We start from the raw sequence: 20,185 nt of genomic DNA, 5'->3' as shown, positions 1-20,185 counted from the left end.
ACATGTGGGATCATCATCATTTTGGCCAGCCGCATCATGTGCTGTACGGCATTTTGCTTGGCGTGGCGTTCGGGATTACGGCAAGGTTGCTGATGCTGCGGACGGATTATCGGCAATATCCGACCTATCCGCACGGGCGAATCATCCATATTTCGCTTGGCGTCATCGCGGCAGCGTTGGGCGCCGTGGCCGTGCCGGCTTTATATAAGAAAGACTACACGGCGATTACGTTTCTGACGCTGGCCGCGCAGCAGTTCAGGGACGTGCGTAACATGGAACGCAACACGCTGACGAAAATCGACAGTCTGGAGCTGGTGTCCCGAGGCGCGGCTTATATTGAAGGAACGGCCATGGTATTCGAAGGTCGCAATTATCTGGTCATTCTCAGCGCGCTGTTGACGTCGCTCGCCTCCATTTCGCTCGGGCTTCCTTACGGGGTAATAGCGGGCATTGGATCCTTGCTGATTGTCCGCGCTTTAAAATCGGGAAAGTCGATCTCGCATATTGCCAATGCCGTGATCGCGCCGGTGAAGGTGGATGGCCCGGATTTGTTCGTCGGCGACATCTACATCATGAACGTCGGCCTCTCCTCCAATCAGCAGCTGATCGCGGAACGCGGCATGGGCATTATTCTGGAGCCGTTTAATCCGAACGGCAAAGCGACGCTCAGCAATTTGGGGCAGCGCCAAGCGATTTTGTTCGATCTGTGCACGATATTAGGCGTTTATCGCGACGACGGCGAACCGGCGCTCATTCCAATGGCCAAGCTGGATATGAAAGACGGTCGACTGGCAATCTTTCTTCTTCCGCAGGAGCAGGATACGTCGAAGGCGCTGGCCGTCGTCCAGCGGGTGCCGATTCTCGAATCCGCCGTACGGATGCCGACGGAAGCCAGCGTGAACAAAGGAGAGAACAAGCAGCATGGCTAAAATCGTAGCCGTCGTCACGACCAAAGGCGATGCCGTCGCGGGCGGCGCCCCGATATTTGTGGAAGTCGACGCGGAAAAGCGCGAAATGACGGCTTTCTTGCTGGAAAAGATACTCGACGCCACGGCGCACGATCTGAAGAACGGGTCATTTATACTGGTCGATCACCGTGACTAATGAAATGTTAGCCAAGGCCGCTGTTTTTTGCTATGATGAAAGGCGTGAGTATTTTGATAAACAGACGTATGCATTACGTTGCGGCTGTTTACGCTTGAGGAGTGAAATCAATGTCTAAACCCATCATCGCCATCGTAGGGCGGCCGAATGTGGGGAAATCTACAATTTTTAATCGTGTCATTGGCGACCGGTTAGCGATTGTGGAGGACAAGCCTGGCGTTACACGTGACCGGATCTACGGCTCCGGCGAGTGGAACGGCACTGCCTTCAGTATTGTGGATACTGGCGGTATTGAAATTGACGGAGAAGATGAAATCATGAAGTCGGTCCGCATGCAAGCGGAACTGGCGGTTGAAGAAGCGGATGTCATCATTTTCATGGTCGATGCCAAAGCCGGGTTGACCCACGCGGACGACGAAGTCGCGCAGATGCTGCTGCGTTCGAGAAAGCCGATTGTCGTCGCCGTTAATAAAGTGGACAATTTTAACCGGCGTGACGATATTTATGAATTTTACAACCTGGGCTTCGGCGATCCGATCGCGATATCGGGCTCGCACGGCACCGGCATCGGCGATCTGCTGGACGCGGCCGTCGAGCTGCTGCCCGAACCCGAAGAAGAGGTATACGAAGACGACGTGATCCGCGTCGCGCTCATTGGCCGTCCGAACGTCGGCAAGTCGTCGCTCGTTAACGCGCTGCTTGGCGAAGAACGCGTCATCGTCAGCAACGTGGCGGGTACGACCCGCGATGCGATCGATACGCCGTTCGAGAAAGATGGGCAGAAGTACGTACTCATCGATACGGCGGGTATGCGCAAGCGCGGCAAAGTGTACGAATCGACCGAGAAGTACAGCGTCATGCGCGCCTTGAAGGCGATCGAACGCGCCGACGTCGTGCTCGTGCTCATCAACGGCGAGGAAGGCATTATCGAACAGGATAAGCATATCGCCGGTTATGCGCACGAAGCGGGCAAGGCGTCGATCTTCGTCGTGAACAAGTGGGACGTCGTCGAGAAAGACGACAAAACGATGCAGCAATTTACGAGCATGATTCGGGATCACTTCCTGTTCATGACGTACGCGCCGATCGTGTATTTGTCCGCGAAGACGAAGTCGAGGCTGCACAAGCTGCTGCCGGTCGTGAACCACGTCTCCGAACAGCATTCGCTGCGCATCCAGACGCATCTGCTCAACGACGTCATCTCGGACGCGATCGCGCTGAATCCGCCGCCGACGGACAAAGGCAAGCGGCTGCGCATCAATTACGTGACTCAGGTGGCCGTTAGACCGCCGACGTTCGTGTTATTCGCGAACGATCCGGAGTTGATGCATTTCTCGTATGAGCGCTATCTCGAGAACAAGATTCGCGGAGCGTTTAATTTCGAAGGCACGCCGGTTCGTATTTTCACCCGTCGGAAATCCGATGAAGATTAGGTCGACGATGCGTCGGCCTTCTTCTTTATGCAGGAGGCATCTTTTTAGACGGAGCCATGCGGCTTCCGCCCAAGCAGGAGGAAACCAGATATGTTAGAAGCAGCAGCCATTCTAATCAGTTATCTCTTAGGTTCGGTCTCATTCAGCATTCTTATCGCCAAATGGGTCAAGGGCATCGATATTCGCAATCACGGAAGCGGTAATGCGGGCGCAACAAATACGCTTCGCATCTTGGGCAAAGGACCGGCGATTGCCGTGTTCGCCCTGGATATCGCCAAGGGCGTGGCCGCCGTTTTGCTGGGCAAATTCATGGTTGGCGGTGACTGGCTGCCGGTGCTTTGCGGACTCGCGGCGATCGCCGGGCATAATTGGCCGGTCTGGTTCGGATTCAAGGGCGGGAAAGGGATCGCGACGACGGTCGGCGTAATCGCGACGCTCGCTTTTTTGCCGGCGCTGATCGCCGGTCTGATTGCCATCGCATCCATCGCGCTCACCAGGTTTGTATCGCTCGGCTCGTTAATCTTCGCCGCGCTGACGCCGATATTTATTTGGCTGATGGATCGCCCAATGGCCCTGCTGTGGGCGAGCTTGGTCATCTGCGTATTCGCCTTCGCCCGACACCGCAGCAATATCGTGAAGCTGATGCAGGGAAGGGAAAACAAACTCGGCGCTCGCAAAGGGTAAGGAGGCAGAAACATGACGACACGCAAAGCGGTCGTACTGGTCGCCGGCAGTTGGGGAACCGCGTTAGCCTCGGTGCTGGCCGACAATGAATATGACGTGCGCCTGTGGTCGCGTAACGCGGACCAGGTCGCGGAGATCAACCGATTACATACGAACAACCGGTTTTTGCCGGGGATTACGCTGCCGGAAGGCATCCGCGCAACGGATGACATCGCGGACGCCGTCACGGGCGCGGAGCTCGTCCTGTTCGCCGCGACTTCCGCTTCGATGCGGGAAGTGGCGGCGAAGGCGGCGTCTTACATATCGCCGGAGACGCTGATCGTGCACGCGACCAAAGGATTCGAGACGGGCACGCTGAAGCGCATGACGACGGTGCTCGCCGAAGAACTGCCCGTCGATCCGAAGCGCCTCGTTGTGCTGTCCGGTCCGAGCCATGCGGAAGAAGTCGTGAAGCGTCAGCCGACTACGGTCGTCGTCGCGTCGGAGTCGTTGGAAGCGGCGGAACACGCGCAGGATGCGCTGATTACTTCGTTCTTCCGCGTCTACACGAATCCGGACGTCGTTGGGGTGGAGGTTGCCGGCGCGATTAAGAATATCATCGCGCTCGGCGCCGGTCTCACCGACGGGCTTGGCTTCGGAGACAACGCGAAGGCGGCGCTCCTCACGCGCGGGCTGTCGGAGATCACGCGCCTCGGTATGGCGATGGGCGCGAATCCGCTTACGTTCTCCGGACTTGCCGGCGTTGGCGATTTGATCGTGACGGGGACGAGCAAGCTGAGCCGGAACTGGCGGGCAGGTTCGATGCTGGCCGAAGGCCTGCCGCTGCAAGACGTGCTGGATCGCATGGGCATGGTGGTCGAAGGCGTACGCACGACCAAGGCGGCCCATGAGCTGTCCCGCACGTATGGCGTCGTCATGCCGATCACGGAGCAGCTGTACCAGGTCCTCTTCGAAGGCAAACAGCCGCGCAAGGCGGCCGAGGACTTGATGGGACGTCTTCGCAAGCACGAAATGGAAGATATCGCCGCGCCGTAAGCCTACACCAATCCCGCTTTCGTCTCATATGATGCTAGCAGCACCATGATACGCGCCGTCCAAGGCGGCGGTCTTCTTGGCTAGCAAGCACGAGCGGGAGGGATGAACGACAATGGCGGACAAAAATATATCCAAAGATGTGCTGAACATGGTCAACAAAAAGACCGGCAAACCGATCTCCGAGAATGCCGTGAAAAAATTGGCCAGCGGCGTCACTTCAGATACCGTTCAGAACGAAACGGAATTGCGCAAGCTCATCAAGCAAGTCTCGACGATCGCGAACGTGCCGGTCTCGGAACAGACGATCAACGATATCGTGGGCGCGGTACAGAAGAGCGGACTCAACATGAACAACATGGAGACGCTAATGAAAATGATGATGAAGAAATAGGCAATCACGAACAGATGTAGGGGTCGCGTTCCTCTTTGCGGGTCGCGCGGCTCACGCATCTGTTCCTTTTTTGTGTCAAAATCGGTAACCCGCAGCCGCGAAGTAGCCGGGAATAGGCTCCGAATGTTATAATGGAACGAATATTTTGTGGGACAAGGCAGGTGGTCGGTCATGGATCCTATGACAAAGATGTGGGTATCGTTTATCGGTATCGGACTGATGGCAATATCGGCGGTGCTTATCACCGTAGCGAGATACAAGTTGAAGGGAATACTGAAAGCGGTGTTATCGGGGGTAGCCTTCGTTTCTTTAATCCTCGGCGCGTTGTTCGGATTTATCTCGGTTGCCTAGTCGCTAATTAGCCGGCTGGGATAACGGAAGCGCTACATAAGAAAGGGGTCGTTGTACGATGATTGAGTTGGTGACGCGGACGAGAACGGCGGAGGTAGAAGCGGAGGAAGGCATGTCGCTGCTCGACTTGGCTGTTAAGCATAAGGCGGATTGGTTGTTTTCCTGTACGCGGGGCACATGCGCCCGCTGCCGCTGCTTGGTAGAGGAAGGCGGGGAGTTTCTCGAAGAGGTGACCGACGCCGAGTGGGACCGCATGGAGCCGGAAGAGTTCGATCAAGGCTACCGGCTGGCATGCCAGGCGATCGTGAAGCCGGCGGCAGGCCGGATTAGAGCCGTGAACAAGCCTTATTTCTAGAAGGAAGGTGACGGCCGTGAGCGACGAAGAGACGGTCCGCCGGGCGCTGACGAGTGTCGCGGCAAGTATTGAGGGAACGGGAGCGAAGTGGCTCGTCGGCGGCAGCGCTGGTCTCATGCTTCGCGGCTTGCGGCTCTCGCAGCCGCCACGCGATTTGGATTTATATGCGGATTTGGGTGAAGCTCGGTTCATCCACGAAAGGTTGGAACGCTATGCGCTCGACCAACCGCACGAGAGCGTGACGGGCATGTACCGGTCCGTGCTCAGCCATTATGAGATCGAAGGCGTTGCCGTCGAGCTAGTCGGCGGGTTTGAAGTGCACGCGGGCGGAGGCAGTTATGTAGTGAAGATTAACGAGCTGCTGTATCGGCACCGGCACGTTGTCGCGTGCGGGGGATATCCGGTGGGGATCGTGCCGCTCGCGCACGAGCTGTGGTTCAACGTGCTGCGCGTCAGAGAGGACCGAACATCGTTGATCATGGAGGCGATTCGGCGCAATCCGGCGCCGCACATGGCGGGACTGCGTGCCGTGGAGCATGGCGGAAGTTTCAAGGACAGCATCGTCGCGGATGTACATCAGCAATTGAATTTGCCGGAATGGGGAACGTTCGATGAGCGCTAAAGTTCCCTTGACTTTTATGCCGGATAACAAAACGATTCAGGTTCGCGTCGGGATATCGGTTCTCGAAGCGGCGAGAAGAGCAGGGGTGCCGATTCGTACGCGCTGCGACGGGAAGGCAGCCTGTTTGATGTGCAAAGTCACGACGGACGGCCAAGGGTTATCTCTGATCCAACCGATGGAACAGCGTAAGCTGGCCGGATTGGACGCAGAGGGAGCGAGACTTGCCTGCCAAGCGCGAGTGAATGGTCCCGCCGTCGTTACCGTGCCGGAAGATCCGCTGCGCGCGGCGGTGCGCAAGCAACTGCAGCGACAGGAAGAGGAGCCGCTGTGGTAGCGGCTGGGCGGTGTGAAATGAAGGGAGGAAACAGACAGATGAATAGATGGAGGAGCTCGCGTCTAGCGGCCGTCATGGTCGTTATGGCGGTTCTGCTGTCCGGATGCTTGTATCCGGATGAGGAGCGCGCGGCGAGCCAATTGCCGGCCAAAGACGAGGTCATGAACGTGCAAACGGTCATCGACCAGTATCAGAAGGACACCGGCTTGCTGCCGATTATGAACAGCGAGCCTAATACGCCCGTATACGAGAAGTACCTGATCGATTTCGGCAAACTGACGCGCATGAAATATTTGAGCGATATCCCCCCTGCGGCGTTCGAGAAGGGCGGGAACTACTATTTTTTGATTATTAACGAGGAGACCGATCCTACGGTCAAACTAATGAATCTAGCGGTCTATCAGCAGGTGAACGACGTCCAACGTGAAGTTTCTTCCTATCAACGTACGAAAGGCGCGCTCCCGAGAGGGGAAGAGGTCTATCCGGGCTATTATCGGATCGACTATTCGGCGCTTAACGTTCGCGAGCCTAAACTCGTCAGCATATTTACCGGACAGACGCAGCAAACGATGATGGACGCGGGCGGCAATGTGTACGTCGATTATACGGCGGACATGATGCAGGCGATTCAGAAGTCGGGCGAGTCTCCTTCGCCGGATCAAGATTTACGGGAACTGCTCGCCAGCCGCTCCGATTTCGTGCCGGTGAAGTCGCCGGCGTATCGCTTTATTAACAACGAGCCGAAGCCGGTCGCGGCGAAGTAACGACCGGACTCTTCACGACGCAAAGACCTTTGAGATAGGCAATATGCTGCGTTTCCGTTCGGAAAAGCAAACCAATTGCCGTGGATGAATGCTGCGTTTCTTAACCGAAACGCAAGCCAATAATCCGTTGGCAATATGCTGCGTTTTCTTACCGAAACGCAAACCAAATTGCCGTTCCTAAAGGTTTTTTTGCGTTTTTCTCCTTTCCTGTCATACCCCTTTCCTTTCTCTCATATATCTCAATCTTGGAAGGAGCGAGTGCGGGGAAAGTACGGGGTTTAAAAGATTTCCTCGCGCGGTCGTCATAATCGCGGCTTTGGCCTAATAAGCTATTACTAGTCCAAATTCATGTACGAGTTGCGTCGCTTGCCTGCTCCGACCGGCGGATGGCGGCGAACCCTGACGACTACACAGCAGGAGGAAACGCGGCAGTAACGGTACGTCCATGTACTGGCGAAATACGATTGGGAGGGGATATCAGTGGAGAAAGTGGACATTTTCAAGGACATTGCCGAACGAACCGGCGGGGATATTTACCTCGGCGTCGTCGGCGCGGTCCGCACGGGCAAATCAACCTTCATCAAACGGTTCATGGAGACGGTTGTGCTGCCAAACATCACGAGCGAAGCCGATCGGGTGCGGGCAATCGACGAGCTCCCGCAAAGCGCCGCAGGCAAAACGATTATGACGACCGAGCCGAAATTCGTGCCGAACCAAGCCGTGCAGCTTCGCGTCGCGGAAGGGCTGGACGTGAACGTCCGTCTCGTTGACTGCGTGGGCTACGCCGTGGAAGGCGCGAAAGGTTACGAGGACGAGAACGGGCCGCGGATGATCACGACGCCATGGTTCGAGGAGCCGATCCCGTTCCAAGAAGCGGCCGAGATCGGCACGCGCAAAGTGATTCAAGAACATTCGACGCTCGGCATCGTCGTCACGACCGACGGTACGATCGCCGAAATTCCGCGCAGCTCCTATGTCGAAGCCGAAGAGCGCGTCATCAACGAGCTGAAGGAAGTCGGCAAGCCGTTCGTGGTCATCGTGAACTCCACGAAGCCGCGCAGCGAAGAGGCGCTTCAATTGCGCAGCGAGCTGCAAGCGAAATATGATATCCCTGTACTGACGCTCAGCGTTGCGCAAATGGGCGAGGAAGACGTGACGTCGGTGCTTCGCGAGGTACTCTACGAGTTCCCGGTTCACGAAGTCAACGTCAATTTGCCGAGCTGGGTCATGGTACTCAACGATAATCACTGGCTGCGCACCAATTACGAAAATTCGGTTCGCGATACGGTGAAAGATATTCGCCGTCTGCGCGACGTCGATCGCGTCGTCAGCCAGTTCGTCGAATATGACTTCATCGACCGCGCGGGACTGAGCGGCATGAACATGGGGCAAGGCGTCGCCGAGATCGATCTCTACGCGCCGGACGAACTGTACGATCAAATCCTGATGGAAGTCGTCGGCGTCGAGATCCGCGGCAAGGATCACTTGCTGCAGCTGATGCAGGAATTCTCGCATGCCAAACGCGAGTACGACCGCTTCCAAGAAGCGCTCGAAATGGTCAAGACGACGGGCTACGGCATCGCGGCGCCTACGCTGGCCGAGATGCAGCTGGATGAGCCGGAATTGATCCGACAAGGCTCGCGCTTCGGCGTCAGATTGAAAGCGACCGCCCCGTCTATCCATATGATCCGTGTAGACGTGGAATCCGAATTCGCGCCGATCATCGGCACGGAGAAGCAGAGCGAGGAGCTCGTCCGCTACCTGATGCAAGATTTCGAGAACGACCCGATCAAGGTATGGGATTCCGATATGTTCGGCCGTTCCCTGCATTCCATCGTGCGCGAAGGCATCCAAGGCAAAATCGCCATGATGCCGGACAACGCCCGCTACAAGCTGCAGGAGACGCTCGGGCGCATCATTAACGAAGGCTCCGGCGGGTTGATCGCCATTATTCTATAACGCCCAATCTCGAGAGACGCGCCATAGCGGCGCGTCTTTTGCATGCGCGCGCACCACTTTAGTGAAATTAACCAAGCCAGCCTCTTGAAATTCTAAAGGCCCTGTATTACTATAAGTTTGTTCGTTCTTTAACAGGGAATGGCTCCGCGATGGGTTGTAATCTACTGCGGCGACTGGCGTTTCGCTAGCTTCCATTCGCGAAATTGCCGATATATCCGGATGTTAGGTATATTTTTCGTCGTTTTGTGATAAACAGAATGATAATGAAGCGAGTTTACAATTGCTGTAAGGGGAGGTGAAAGATATGAACAAAACGGAACTTATCGCGAAAGTGGCAGAACTAACCGACCTTTCCAAGAAGGACGCTTCGAAAGCAGTAGATGCTGTGTTCGATGCGATCTCCGATGCGCTGCAAAGCGGCGACAAAGTACAACTGGTTGGCTTTGGCAACTTTGAAGTGAAGAGCCGCGAGGCTCGCAAAGGACGCAATCCGCAAACGGGTGAAGAGATCGACATCCCGGCAAGCAAAATCCCTTCCTTCAAAGCGGGTAAATCGCTGAAGGATCTGGTATCCCAAGAATAACACCGCGGCCTTAGCCGCTAACGTCCGGGCGAACTTGCCCCGGGCGTTTTTTAAAATACAAGCACGTATAAGCTTCACGCTTATCCATCATTTTGTATTTCTCGCTCGCTGAATGCTGCATTCCCAATCTTCCGATTGTGAGCGCAAACCTATCAGCTTATCCGGAATGGAACGCGCCTCGCCACCAAAGGAGGCGACAGCCGTTTCAACTTAATCAAAACGCTCCCGGTTTCTATTGACTTTGGGTAATAAATCCAGTAGAATACTTTTGCGGTTCCAGCGGCAGGTATCGATGATCCGATTCCGTGCGCTACCGCATCTCGGGTGTTAGCTCAGCTTGGTAGAGCGCTACCTTGGGGTGGTAGAGGTCGCCAGTTCAAATCCGGTACACCCGACCAAGAAAGACGCCATGACTGCTGCCCGGTTCATCGGTTGAACGGGCGGCAGTTTTTTTCGAATACGAACCAGGAAGAGGGGGAGACGAGGGTGAGCGAGAACAGCGAGTACATCGTCATCAAGGCGAAGGCGCAAGGCGTTCAGGTCATTGGACTGACGCGGGGCCAGGATACGAAGTTCCACCATACGGAGAAGCTGGATAAAGGCGAAGTGCTGATCGCTCAATTCACCGACCACACGTCCGCAATTAAAATCCGCGGGAAGGCGAGCGTCATTACGCGCCACGGCACGGTCGAAACCGACGAGTAGCTCCGGAACCGATTGCACGAAATCAATCATAAACGAGCGTCCAAGCAGGCATAGCCTGCTTTTTTTCTTTGTACAATAGAATAGCGAACGATTGTACAAGGAAGGCGGGATGGACATGACCGTGTGGAAAAGGCTGCTCGGGGCTGTGGGGGCGGCGCTCGTCGTAACGGCGCTGCTGACGCTGCTGCCGATCGCGGAGCGTAGAATGCAAAACTCGCAAGAGGGAATCGCGGTATTCCGCGCTTCGCCGATCCACAAACTCGAAACCCGTAATCTGGTCGATTCGATGATCGCCCAGAAATTAAAGCTGCCGATCCGGAAGGCGGACTGGAAGGAAGGGGTCTTATCCGTCGACCTAGCGGTGGACGGCATGCCGGGACGAATCGATCTGTGGATGCGCGATCTGCAGCAGCTGGCCGATTTGTCCTATGTCCAGACAAGCAACGTCAACCGGCTGCTCGTCCGATTCGTGAAGGCCGATGCAGCAGGCGGGCGATCGACCGTCATGCAAGCGGCTGCCGATATCCGCCGTACGGATGAATGGTTGGCTGGCGCGTTAACCGAAGTCGGAGGCGCGCGACCGGACCTGGATCCGGTGTGGCGAGAGCGACTGCGCATGTCCTTCGTCCGTTAATGGCCACGTTGCGCCGGTAAGAGAGAGAGACGAGGGCGCGGTTCTATGGCGGAATCAACAACGAGGTGCTATAATAATTTAGATTATGAACAGCAAGAGTTTTCGCTGCTGTGCCCGGAGGCTTGACCGATGAACGCTTACACAATTGCTGATATCGCCCGGAAATACGTGGATTACGATATGATCCAGTCGCATACGGAGCTGCCTTTCTATCCCGATTCACGGACAAGGCTGCTTTTCGCTTTTCTGGCGAATCCAAGCGCGCCGAACCCGCACGGCGAGCTTTATGCATTGGTCACCTCGCTCGTTCAGCTCGGCATGGACATTCATGACCGGATCGACAACGAATCCGGACCGCGGACCGAACGCGAGATGAGATCGCGTCAGCTGAAGGTGTTGGCCGGCGATTATTACAGCAGCCGGTTTTTCCATCTGCTGGCTCAGGCGGGGCAAGTTCACATGATTCGGCTGCTCAGCGAAGGCGTGTGCGAAGTGAACCGGCTGAAGATGAACTTCTATATGCGGATGAAGCAGCGGAAGTTGACGGCTGAACAATATTGGAGCGAACGCGTAGATATCTCGACCGAGTTGTTTACCGTTTTTACGGGCATCCTTGACGACAAGAGCGCCGGGTTATGGACCGAGCAGCTGCTGGAAGTCGGGCGATGCGAAGTCGCCGTATCCGAGCTGAGCCGCTGCGGACAACCCGAGCTTTTCGCGGAAAGCTGGGGGTATTGGCACGTTCTTGAAGCAGGTAGCGGCGAAGAAAGAAGCCGGCTTGCGGATATGAGCGAACCCGATTCGGCATTTATCCGGTCGCTTATCGAGAAGTACGACATTGTTAATTTGTTGCATGAGAAGCTGACGCAGTCCGCCCAACGCATACAACGGACAGCGGAGGGTCTCGGTTCCGGCATGCTCGCAAGCGAGCTGGCGGAGATCGGGGAATCGTTCCTGCTGCCGCCTGCGCCCGCAGCTTCGCTATTGGGCGAGAGAAGGTGAGAACACGATGCAGTCGAAACCGAAAGAACAGCATGTCCATTCCGTGTTTGAGAAGATCGCGCCCAAATACGATTTAATGAATGACTTGCTAAGCTTCCGCAGACACAAGGCATGGCGGAAGTTTACGATGAAGAAAATGAACATGAAGCCGGGCGATACGGCGGTCGACCTGTGCTGCGGCACTTGCGATTGGACGATCGCCATGGCGCAGGCCAGCGGGCGAGGGCATATCGAAGGACTTGATTTTAGCCAGAACATGCTGGCCGTCGGTCAGACGAAGATAAGCGAGCTGGGGCTGGACAAGCAGGTTACGCTGCATCACGGCAATGCCATGGCGCTGCCATTCGAGGATAACAGCTTCGACTACGCGACGATCGGCTTCGGGTTGCGCAACGTGCCGGACTTGGTCCAGGTGCTGAAAGAGATGCAGCGGGTCGTGAAGCCAGGCGGCAAAGTGGTATGCCTGGAATTATCCAAGCCGACGTGGCAACCGTTCAAATCGATTTATTTCTTTTATTTCGAACGGATCTTGCCAACCTTGGGCAAACTCTTCGCCAAGAGCTACGAGCAGTACAAATGGCTGCCCGATTCACTCAAAGCCTATCCCGACATGCATCGCCTAGCCGAGATTTACCGCGAGATCGGCCTCCGGGACGTGAACGTATATCCGCTGACCGGCGGAATCGCCGCGCTCCATATCGGCACGAAGGAGGCGGAGCGGGAATGAGATTCGGAAGGTTGGGGAAATTCGGCGTTTTCTTGGAAATGATCAAAATCGAACACACGATCTTCGCGCTTCCGTTCGCGTTCATGGGAGCGCTGCTTGGCGCGGTCGTCATGGAGAAGCGACTTCCCGAGTGGAGCGAGATCGGCTGGATATTATTGGCCATGATCGGCGCCCGCAGCGCCGCGATGGGGCTGAACCGGGTCATCGACCGGGCGATCGACAAGCGAAATCCGCGGACCGCCATGCGGGCCATCCCGGCGGGTCTGCTGCGCGTAAGAGAAGTTATTGTTTTTATAGCGGCTTCCTTTATCCTGCTCTTCATTGCCGCATCGCAGCTTGATCCGATTTGCATCGCGCTTTCGCCGATTGCCGTATTTTTCCTTGTTTTTTATTCGTTTACGAAACGCTTCACCTGGTTATGCCACGTCGTGCTCGGTCTTACGATCGGCCTTGCCCCGCTGGGCGCATGGGTTGCGGTTACCGGCGAATTCGGCACGGCGGCTTGGCTGTTGTATATTGCCAATGTATTCTGGCTTGCGGGTTTTGATATTATTTATGCCTGCCAAGATTTCGACTTCGATCGCGGCAACCGGGTGCATTCGATACCGGCGCGCTTCGGGCTTACGGGCGCGTTGACGCTCGCGAGGTTGTTCCATGTCATAACGGCGGTTTGCTTGCTGCTGCTGTTCTGGACGACGAACCTGAGCTGGATTTATCTCATCGGGACGATCGCGGCCGCCGCGTTCTTATTCTACGAGCATTGGATTGTTAAGCCGAACGACATCAGCCGGGTGCAGACCGCGTTCTTCACGATGAACGGCGCGCTCAGCACGGTCGTGCTCGCCGCGACGCTGTTCGACCTGGTGGTGCTTCACCGATGGTAAAGCCGAAACGGTCGAGATGGGCGGTCGGAATTACGGGAGCAAGCGGGGCGATCTACGGCGTCAGGCTGACGGAAGTGCTGCTGGCAAGCGATATTGACGTCCATCTCGTCGTGACGGATGCCGGCTGGAGAGTCCTCAAGGAGGAGCTCGGCTGGACCGCCTCCAAACGGCTAGACGAGCTGGACAACCGATTTCCCGGCATGCTGGCGAGCGGCCGGTTAACGTATCATCCTAACGCAGACATCGGAGCCTCGATTGCCAGTGGCTCCTTCTTCATTCAAGGCATGGTCATTATGCCATGCTCCATGGGCACACTAGCATCAGTCGCGCATGGCATCTCGGACGACCTGATGACCCGCGCGGCTGACGTCATGCTCAAGGAAGGGCGCACGCTGCTGCTCGTTCCGCGGGAGACGCCGCTTCATGCGATTCATCTGGAGAACATGCTGACGCTGGCCCGAATAGGCGTGAAGATCGTGCCGGCGATGCCGGCATTCTATTATGGGCCGCAGTCGCTGGCCGACATGGTCGATTTTCTGGTCGGCAAAGTGCTGGATGGCATTCATATCGAACACGATTTGTACAGAAGATGGGGAGATGATTCATATGGGGCTGCAACGCCCGATCACCATCGGACGGATTGATTACGCGAACGCATGGCCGCTTTTTCATTTCACGGACCAAACCTTGCCGGAAGACCGATTCACGATCGTCAAGCGTGTACCGTCGCTGCTCAATCAAGCTATGCGCAAGGGCGAGCTTGATTTAACGGCGATGGCCGCTTTTGCCTATGCGCAGCATGCGGACGATTATCTGCTGCTTCCCGATCTGTCCGTCAGCGCCCGAGGCCGGGTCAATTCGATCCTGCTGTTTCTGAAAGCGCCGCTCGAAGACGTGTTGAACGGCGGGACGATTGCCGTGACGAACACTTCCGCGACTTCGATCAACCTGCTGAAAATCATTATGGGTCTTTATTACGAAGCTTCGCCGGTTTACGTCACAACCGAGCCGAACCTGGACGCGATGCTGGAGCATGCCGACGCGGCGCTCTTGATCGGCGACCCCGCCATTCAGTCGTCATGGGATTGCAGCGGGCTAACCGTCTTGGATTTAGGCGAACTGTGGCGCAGTTGGACCGGCTTCGGGATGACGTTCGCGCTCGTCGCCGTTCGCAAAGAAGTGGCCGCCGCGGCGCCGGCCGAGGTCGCCGCCGCATGGAAGGCGATGACCGATAGCAAGCGCGAGAGCTTGCGGCATCCGGAGGTGCTCGTGGATAAGGCATGCCGGGAACTGGGCGGCACGCCTGAATATTGGTCACGCTATTTTCGGGAATTGCATCATGACTTCGGTCCCGATGAACAAGCGGGTCTTGCATTATACTTCGAATACGCCCATCGGTTAGGTTTGCTGGAGAACCGCGTCCAGATGAACTTTTTCGAAGCGCATTCCGCGCTGCAGGTGAATGAATGAGACTACTCGATATTTACGCCAAAATGAAAAGTGACCTCGAGGTCATCGAAGAACGTCTGGCCCGCAGCGTTTCGTCGGATCATTCGCTGCTGACGGAGACGTCCACGCATCTGCTAAAGGCAGGCGGCAAGCGGATACGGCCCGTGTTCGTTCTGTTGTCCGGCAAATTCGGCCAGTATGATCTGGCCACGCTCGAGCGGGTCGCGGTTCCGCTCGAGCTGATTCATATGGCGTCGCTCGTGCACGACGACGTTATCGACGATGCCGCCACGCGCCGGGGGCAGCTAACGGTGAAGGCCAAGTGGGACAATCGGATCGCGATGTACACCGGCGATTATATTCACGGGAAGGCGCTCACGATCGTAACGGAGCTGCCCAATCCGCTCATCCACCAAATTTTAGCCAAAGCGATGGTTCAAATGTGTATCGGCGAGATGGAGCAAATTCGCGATTTTTTCAATACGAAACAGACGATTCGCGATTATTTGCTGCGGATTCGCAGGAAGACGGCGCTCTTGCTCGCCATCAGCTGCCAGCTTGGCGCGGTCGCGGCCGGCGCGGACGCGGCGACCTATAATCGATTGTACCGTTTCGGGTATAATGTCGGTATGGCGTTTCAAATCGGCGACGATTTGCTCGATCTGCTTGGTACGGAGAAGCAAATCGGCAAGCCGCCGGGCTCCGACATCCGCCAAGGCAACATCACGCTTCCGGTGCTGCTCGCCTTGAACGATCCGAACGTGAAGGACGCGCTCCTGTCGGAAATTCATCACATTCATGCCGAGGGCGGAGCAGGGGATACCCGCGCGGCGTTGAAGTTAATACGTAAGAGCGAAGGCATCAAGATAGCCGAAAACCTGGTGAGCCGCTACATTTTCAAGGCGATACAAGCCTTGGAAGGGCTTCCGGCGATTACAGCAAAGAAAAACTTAACGGATATCGCTCATTTCGTCGCAAAGCGAAATTACTAGCTTCGTGATTGTCGGGAGGAGAAACCGTAGATGGAGAGAACATTTCTGATGGTGAAGCCGGACGGTGTCCAACGGGGACTGATCGGTGAGATTGTATCGAGATTCGAACGTAAAGGATTAAAGCTGGCCGCGGCGAAATTCATGCGATTGACGCCGGAATTGGCCGAGAAACACTACGCGGAACATGTGGGCAAGCCTTTTTACCCGCCGCTTGTCGATTTCATTACTTCTGGACCTGTATTCGCCATGGTATGGGAAGGGGATAATGTAATCGCGCTTACCCGCGCCATGATCGGCAAGACCGACGCGTTGGAAGCCTATCCGGGGACGATTCGCTCGGACTACGCGGTACATACGAATTTTAACCTGATTCATGGTTCCGACTCCAAGGAGAGCGCCGAACGCGAAATCGGCATTTATTTTAGACCGGAAGAGCTAGTGGATTACGAGCATTTGATGCAGCGTTGGATCTAAAATACTTGTGAACAGCAGCAGGGGGACCCGCAGATGGATGATCAGGATTTCTTGCAGTTCGTCAAACGGATCAAGGAAAAAACCGCAATCGACCTGTCGCAGTACAAAGAAGCGCAAATGAAACGCCGTCTGACGACGCTCCGGCAGAAGCACGGCTTCGGCACCTTTGCCGCCTACTGGGATTCGCTCTCCAAAGATAAGAAGCTGATGGACGAGTTCCTCGACCGGATGACGATTAACGTCTCCGAATTTTGGCGGAATCCGAGCCGGTGGGATGCGTTGGAGAAACGGTTTTTGCCCGAGATGGCGAAGTCCGCGGGCAAGCTCAAGATTTGGAGCGCGGCCTGCTCGACCGGAGAGGAGCCGTACACGCTGTCGATGATCGTCGACAAGCTGGGATTTTCCGATCGCGCTTCTATCCTTGCCACCGATCTCGATCAGCAGGTGCTGCAGAAGGCCATGCAAGGCCAGTATCAGGATCGCTCTATACGGGATGTGCCGCCCGCTTACGTTTCCCAATATTTGGTGAAGAAAGACGCGGACACCTTTGAAGTGAACGCGAAGCTGAAGCGCATTATTACGTTCAAACAAGGTAATTTGCTGCACGATACGTTCGAAAGCGGCTTTGATTTAATCGTGTGCCGCAACGTCATGATTTACTTTACCGAAGAGGCGAAACAGCTGCTTTACCACAAGTTCTCGAAGGCGCTCAAGCCTGGCGGGTTGCTGTTTGTCGGAAGCACAGAGCAAATTTTCAATCCCGCGCAGTACAATTTCGACCCGGCGGAGACGTTCTTCTACCGGAAAGTGTAAAGACATGTATAGCCAATTCCAACTTATCCAATACTACAGATATTCGTGTGAATCTGGGCTGGAGGGTATGTATGGACAAGCGTAAAGTAATTGCAGCTTACCGGCGCGGCATGATTAACGTGCAGGAATGCGCGCAAATACTAGGTATCGACATCGGGCAGATTTCGCGGCTCGTGAACGATCCGTATTTGGCCGTTGATCCGCAATTACGGCAAAACAAACAATCCGTGAACGGGTAACGCCGGACGGAGGGAGAAAGTCGTTTTGGCTAAACCGTTATCGGTTGGCCGAGACGGCTTTTTTTACATATAGGAAATGTATAAGTTTCACATCTATACAGCAGCCTCTATGTCTCCGGATTGAAAAGCGCATCGCCACAAAAGACGGCGCGGCCGTTCCACCTTGCTATGCGGGAACCCTTGAGGCGACGTTGTAATTCCTTGTCAAACCGACGAAGGCTGTACTATAATGAGCAAAGATGTTTAGGCAGAATATTTAGGAAATGAACCGATACGGCTGGACAAGCGGGTAGCGGGAAGGGACGGATGGCGGCATCTCTGACGCTCCTCTCGGCCTGCCGCGTTGTCAGCCGTTTTTCTTTGAGAGGGGTTGGCCGCATGGGATTGCGTTATTTAACGGCGGGCGAGACCCACGGTCCGCAGCTAACGGCGATTATTGAAGGTATTCCAAGCAACATGAGCATTGATTTCGACGAGCTGAACGTGCAGATGGTTCGGCGCCAGAAAGGATACGGGCGAGGTCGGCGGATGCAGATCGAACAGGATTCGGCCTCTATCGTCGGAGGCGTTCGCCACGGACGGACGACCGGCGCGCCGATCGCGATCGTCGTGGAGAACAAGGACTGGACGCATTGGACGAAGATTATGAACATCCAGACGAACGAGCATACCGAAGAGGAGAAGCGGCGGATTCGCCGGCCGCGTCCGGGCCACGCCGATCTGAACGGCGGACTCAAGTACGATCAGCGCGATCTGCGCAACGTGCTGGAACGGTCGAGCGCGAGGGAGACCGCGGCGCGGGTCGCCTGCGGAGCTATCGCGCGGCAGCTGCTGGCGGCATTCGGGATGAAGGTCGGCGGACAGGTTATCCGTATCGGCGATATTTCGGCACCGCCGAACAACCTGTCGCTGGATGAGCTTATCCCGTTGACAGAGGCATCTTCGGTCCGCGTCGTCGACAAGGAAACCGAAGCGCGAATGGAAGCGTACATCGACAGCGTGAAGGCGGATGGCGATTCACTGGGCGGCATCGTCGAATGCATCATCGAAGGCGTGCCGGTCGGGCTGGGCAGCCACGTCCATTGGGATCGGAAGCTGGATGGCCGGATCGCGCAGGCGGTCGTCTCGATCAACGCGTTCAAGGGCTGCGAGATCGGCATTGGCTTCGAGGCTGGCATGCTGCAGGGTTCTCAAGTGCATGACGAAATCATGTACAACGATGAGCGCGGGTTTCATCGGGCAACGAATCGGATGGGCGGCTTCGAGGGCGGGATGACGACGGGCGAGCGCATCGTCGTGCGAGGCGTCATGAAGCCGATTCCGACGCTGTACAAGCCGCTGCGCAGCGTCGATATCGACACGAAGGAGCCGTTCACGGCGCAGATCGAGCGGGCGGATGCCTGCGCGGTACCGGCCGCGAGCGTCGTGATGGAGAACGTCGTCGCTTGGGAAGTCGCCAAGGCGTTCCTGGAGAAATTCGGCGGCGACTCGATGGAAGAGATTCGGGCGAACTACAAGAACTACTTGGAGAGGGTGAGGGCTTACTAATGGGGGAGAAACGCGAATTAACGGTTGAACTGGGAGAGCGGTCATACCCGATTTATATCGGAGAGGGCATTCTCGCGGAAGCGGGCAAGCTGTTCGCGCAGCATGGCATCAGCGCCAAATCGCCGGTCATGATCGTGTCCGACGAGGCTGTGGCGAAGCATCATCTGCCGCAGCTTCAGTCCGTCTTGAAGGAAGCTGGCTTCTCGATCGTGACCGCGATCGTGCCGTCCGGCGAAGGATCGAAATCGCTGGCCGTCTTCGAGGATTTGGTCGGTCAGGGGCTGAAGGCGGGGATGGATCGCAAATCGACGATCGTGGCGCTGGGCGGCGGCGTCGTCGGGGATTTGGCGGGTTATGTGGCGGCTGCCTATATGCGCGGCATCAAATTCGTGCAAGTGCCGACGACGATTCTTGCACATGACAGCAGCGTAGGCGGCAAGGTGGCGGTCAATCACCCGCTGGCGAAGAACATTATCGGCGCCTTCCATCAGCCGGAGCTCGTCCTTTACGATCTGAACACGCTGCAGACGCTGCCGCAGCGAGAGGTCTCCGCCGGCTTGTCGGAAGTGGTCAAGCACGGTTTGATCTGGGATGCCGAGTTTGTCACCTGGTGCGACGAAAACGCGGACCGTTTGCTTGCGCTCGACCCGGACGCGCTCGGCTACGCGTTGTACAAAGGCTGCAGCGTCAAGGCTGCCGTCGTTTCGCAGGACGAACGCGAGAACGATTTGCGCGCCATATTGAATCTTGGCCACACGATTGGCCATGCGCTTGAAGCGGTGGCGGGCTACGGCGAGCTGCTCCACGGCGAAGCAATCTCGATCGGCATGGTTGGCTCCGCGATGCTGGCGGTTCGTTTGGGCGCGCCGGAAGAGATTTACACGGTGACGAAGCACGTGCTTCGCCGCGTCGGTCTGCCGACCAAGCTGCCGGAACACCTGGACACGGAAGCGATCATGGACGCGATGATGCACGACAAGAAGTTCCAAGAGGGTACGATGGTGTTCATCGTCCCGGTGGCGCTCGGCCGAGTCGAGATCAACAAGACCGTCTCATCCGCTTTAGTGCGGGAAATAGTCGAAGAGTTAAAGCGGGAGGAATAG

At 56.3% G+C, this 20,185-nt stretch carries 26 protein-coding genes and 1 tRNA gene; all 27 read left to right on the top strand.

Features of this window, described 5'->3' with window-relative positions; translation table 11 throughout:
• Nucleotides 1-2: 2 nt before the first annotated feature.
• Nucleotides 3-929: a YIEGIA family protein gene (locus BCM02_RS06620; RefSeq protein ID WP_148928742.1), complete on the top strand. Its 927-nt coding sequence runs from the start codon at nt 3-5 to the stop codon at nt 927-929.
• Complete coding sequence (locus BCM02_RS06615) at nt 922-1,104, top strand: capping complex subunit for YIEGIA (RefSeq protein ID WP_148928274.1); 183 nt, start codon at nt 922-924, stop codon at nt 1,102-1,104. The genes BCM02_RS06620 and BCM02_RS06615 overlap by 8 nt, the downstream gene beginning before the upstream one ends.
• 110 nt (nt 1,105-1,214) lie before the next feature.
• Complete coding sequence (gene der, locus BCM02_RS06610; protein ID WP_148928273.1) at nt 1,215-2,537, top strand: ribosome biogenesis GTPase Der; 1,323 nt, start codon at nt 1,215-1,217, stop codon at nt 2,535-2,537.
• A gap of 90 nt (nt 2,538-2,627) precedes the next feature.
• On the top strand, nt 2,628-3,221 hold the full coding sequence (gene plsY / locus BCM02_RS06605; RefSeq protein ID WP_148928272.1) for a glycerol-3-phosphate 1-O-acyltransferase PlsY: 594 nt from the start codon (nt 2,628-2,630) through the stop codon (nt 3,219-3,221).
• A 12-nt stretch (nt 3,222-3,233) separates the two neighbouring features.
• Nucleotides 3,234-4,256, top strand: a complete 1,023-nt coding sequence (locus tag BCM02_RS06600) for an NAD(P)H-dependent glycerol-3-phosphate dehydrogenase (protein WP_148928271.1) — start codon at nt 3,234-3,236, stop codon at nt 4,254-4,256.
• A gap of 112 nt (nt 4,257-4,368) precedes the next feature.
• The gene (locus tag BCM02_RS06595) at nt 4,369-4,647 is read left to right on the top strand and encodes a stage VI sporulation protein F (RefSeq protein WP_148928270.1); all 279 of its coding nucleotides are present in this window, start codon (nt 4,369-4,371) and stop codon (nt 4,645-4,647) included.
• Nucleotides 4,648-4,818: 171 nt separating this feature from the next.
• On the top strand, nt 4,819-4,998 hold the full coding sequence (locus BCM02_RS06590) for a DUF2768 family protein (protein ID WP_148928269.1): 180 nt from the start codon (nt 4,819-4,821) through the stop codon (nt 4,996-4,998).
• A gap of 58 nt (nt 4,999-5,056) precedes the next feature.
• Nucleotides 5,057-5,353, top strand: a complete 297-nt coding sequence (locus BCM02_RS06585) for a 2Fe-2S iron-sulfur cluster-binding protein (protein WP_148928268.1) — start codon at nt 5,057-5,059, stop codon at nt 5,351-5,353.
• A 16-nt stretch (nt 5,354-5,369) separates the two neighbouring features.
• Nucleotides 5,370-5,975, top strand: a complete 606-nt coding sequence (locus BCM02_RS06580; RefSeq protein WP_148928267.1) for a nucleotidyltransferase family protein — start codon at nt 5,370-5,372, stop codon at nt 5,973-5,975.
• Nucleotides 5,965-6,309: a 2Fe-2S iron-sulfur cluster-binding protein gene (locus tag BCM02_RS06575; RefSeq protein WP_148928266.1), complete on the top strand. Its 345-nt coding sequence runs from the start codon at nt 5,965-5,967 to the stop codon at nt 6,307-6,309. Before BCM02_RS06580 ends, BCM02_RS06575 begins: the two co-directional genes overlap by 11 nt.
• Before the next feature lie 38 nt (nt 6,310-6,347).
• Nucleotides 6,348-7,073, top strand: a complete 726-nt coding sequence (locus tag BCM02_RS06570) for a hypothetical protein (RefSeq protein ID WP_148928265.1) — start codon at nt 6,348-6,350, stop codon at nt 7,071-7,073.
• Between the two features lie 480 nt (nt 7,074-7,553).
• Nucleotides 7,554-9,032 carry a stage IV sporulation protein A gene (gene spoIVA / locus BCM02_RS06565; RefSeq protein ID WP_148928264.1) on the top strand — a complete coding sequence of 493 codons (1,479 nt, stop codon included), beginning with the start codon at nt 7,554-7,556 and terminating at the stop codon, nt 9,030-9,032.
• A gap of 304 nt (nt 9,033-9,336) precedes the next feature.
• Nucleotides 9,337-9,615: an HU family DNA-binding protein gene (locus BCM02_RS06560; protein ID WP_148928263.1), complete on the top strand. Its 279-nt coding sequence runs from the start codon at nt 9,337-9,339 to the stop codon at nt 9,613-9,615.
• A gap of 321 nt (nt 9,616-9,936) precedes the next feature.
• A tRNA-Pro gene (locus tag BCM02_RS06555) sits at nt 9,937-10,013 on the top strand.
• A gap of 88 nt (nt 10,014-10,101) precedes the next feature.
• Entirely contained in the window at nt 10,102-10,320 is a 219-nt protein-coding gene (mtrB, locus tag BCM02_RS06550) for a trp RNA-binding attenuation protein MtrB (protein WP_187434054.1), read from the top strand.
• Between the two features lie 115 nt (nt 10,321-10,435).
• Entirely contained in the window at nt 10,436-10,954 is a 519-nt protein-coding gene (locus tag BCM02_RS06545) for a hypothetical protein (RefSeq protein WP_148928261.1), read from the top strand.
• 129 nt (nt 10,955-11,083) lie between these two features.
• Nucleotides 11,084-11,956 (top strand): heptaprenyl diphosphate synthase component 1, encoded by an 873-nt coding sequence (locus BCM02_RS06540; RefSeq protein ID WP_148928260.1) that lies wholly within the window; start codon nt 11,084-11,086, stop codon nt 11,954-11,956.
• 7 nt (nt 11,957-11,963) lie between these two features.
• Nucleotides 11,964-12,683, top strand: coding sequence for a demethylmenaquinone methyltransferase (locus BCM02_RS06535; RefSeq protein WP_148928259.1), 720 nt, complete (start codon nt 11,964-11,966; stop codon nt 12,681-12,683).
• Entirely contained in the window at nt 12,680-13,567 is an 888-nt protein-coding gene (locus tag BCM02_RS06530; RefSeq protein WP_148928258.1) for a UbiA-like polyprenyltransferase, read from the top strand. Before BCM02_RS06535 ends, BCM02_RS06530 begins: the two co-directional genes overlap by 4 nt.
• Complete coding sequence (locus BCM02_RS06525; RefSeq protein WP_148928257.1) at nt 13,561-14,211, top strand: UbiX family flavin prenyltransferase; 651 nt, start codon at nt 13,561-13,563, stop codon at nt 14,209-14,211. Before BCM02_RS06530 ends, BCM02_RS06525 begins: the two co-directional genes overlap by 7 nt.
• Nucleotides 14,174-15,037, top strand: a complete 864-nt coding sequence (locus BCM02_RS06520) for a menaquinone biosynthetic enzyme MqnA/MqnD family protein (protein WP_148928256.1) — start codon at nt 14,174-14,176, stop codon at nt 15,035-15,037. Before BCM02_RS06525 ends, BCM02_RS06520 begins: the two co-directional genes overlap by 38 nt.
• On the top strand, nt 15,034-16,008 hold the full coding sequence (locus BCM02_RS06515) for a polyprenyl synthetase family protein (RefSeq protein WP_148928255.1): 975 nt from the start codon (nt 15,034-15,036) through the stop codon (nt 16,006-16,008). Before BCM02_RS06520 ends, BCM02_RS06515 begins: the two co-directional genes overlap by 4 nt.
• Before the next feature lie 30 nt (nt 16,009-16,038).
• Nucleotides 16,039-16,482, top strand: a complete 444-nt coding sequence (ndk, locus tag BCM02_RS06510; RefSeq protein ID WP_148928254.1) for a nucleoside-diphosphate kinase — start codon at nt 16,039-16,041, stop codon at nt 16,480-16,482.
• 33 nt (nt 16,483-16,515) lie between these two features.
• The gene (locus BCM02_RS06505) at nt 16,516-17,295 is read left to right on the top strand and encodes a CheR family methyltransferase (RefSeq protein ID WP_148928253.1); all 780 of its coding nucleotides are present in this window, start codon (nt 16,516-16,518) and stop codon (nt 17,293-17,295) included.
• A 71-nt stretch (nt 17,296-17,366) separates the two neighbouring features.
• Nucleotides 17,367-17,534, top strand: a complete 168-nt coding sequence (locus tag BCM02_RS35155) for a hypothetical protein (protein WP_187434053.1) — start codon at nt 17,367-17,369, stop codon at nt 17,532-17,534.
• A gap of 378 nt (nt 17,535-17,912) precedes the next feature.
• A complete protein-coding gene (gene aroC, locus BCM02_RS06500) occupies nt 17,913-19,082 on the top strand; it encodes a chorismate synthase (RefSeq protein WP_148928252.1) in 1,170 nt (389 codons plus the stop codon).
• Complete coding sequence (gene aroB / locus BCM02_RS06495) at nt 19,082-20,185, top strand: 3-dehydroquinate synthase (protein WP_148928251.1); 1,104 nt, start codon at nt 19,082-19,084, stop codon at nt 20,183-20,185. Before aroC ends, aroB begins: the two co-directional genes overlap by 1 nt.

Origin of the sequence: Paenibacillus methanolicus (genome assembly GCF_008124765.1) — a bacterium.
Lineage (GTDB): Bacteria > Bacillota > Bacilli > Paenibacillales > Paenibacillaceae > Paenibacillus_Z > Paenibacillus_Z methanolicus.
Note: the sequence above shows the minus strand (reverse complement) of the source record. Positions and strands in the feature narration are given on the sequence as shown.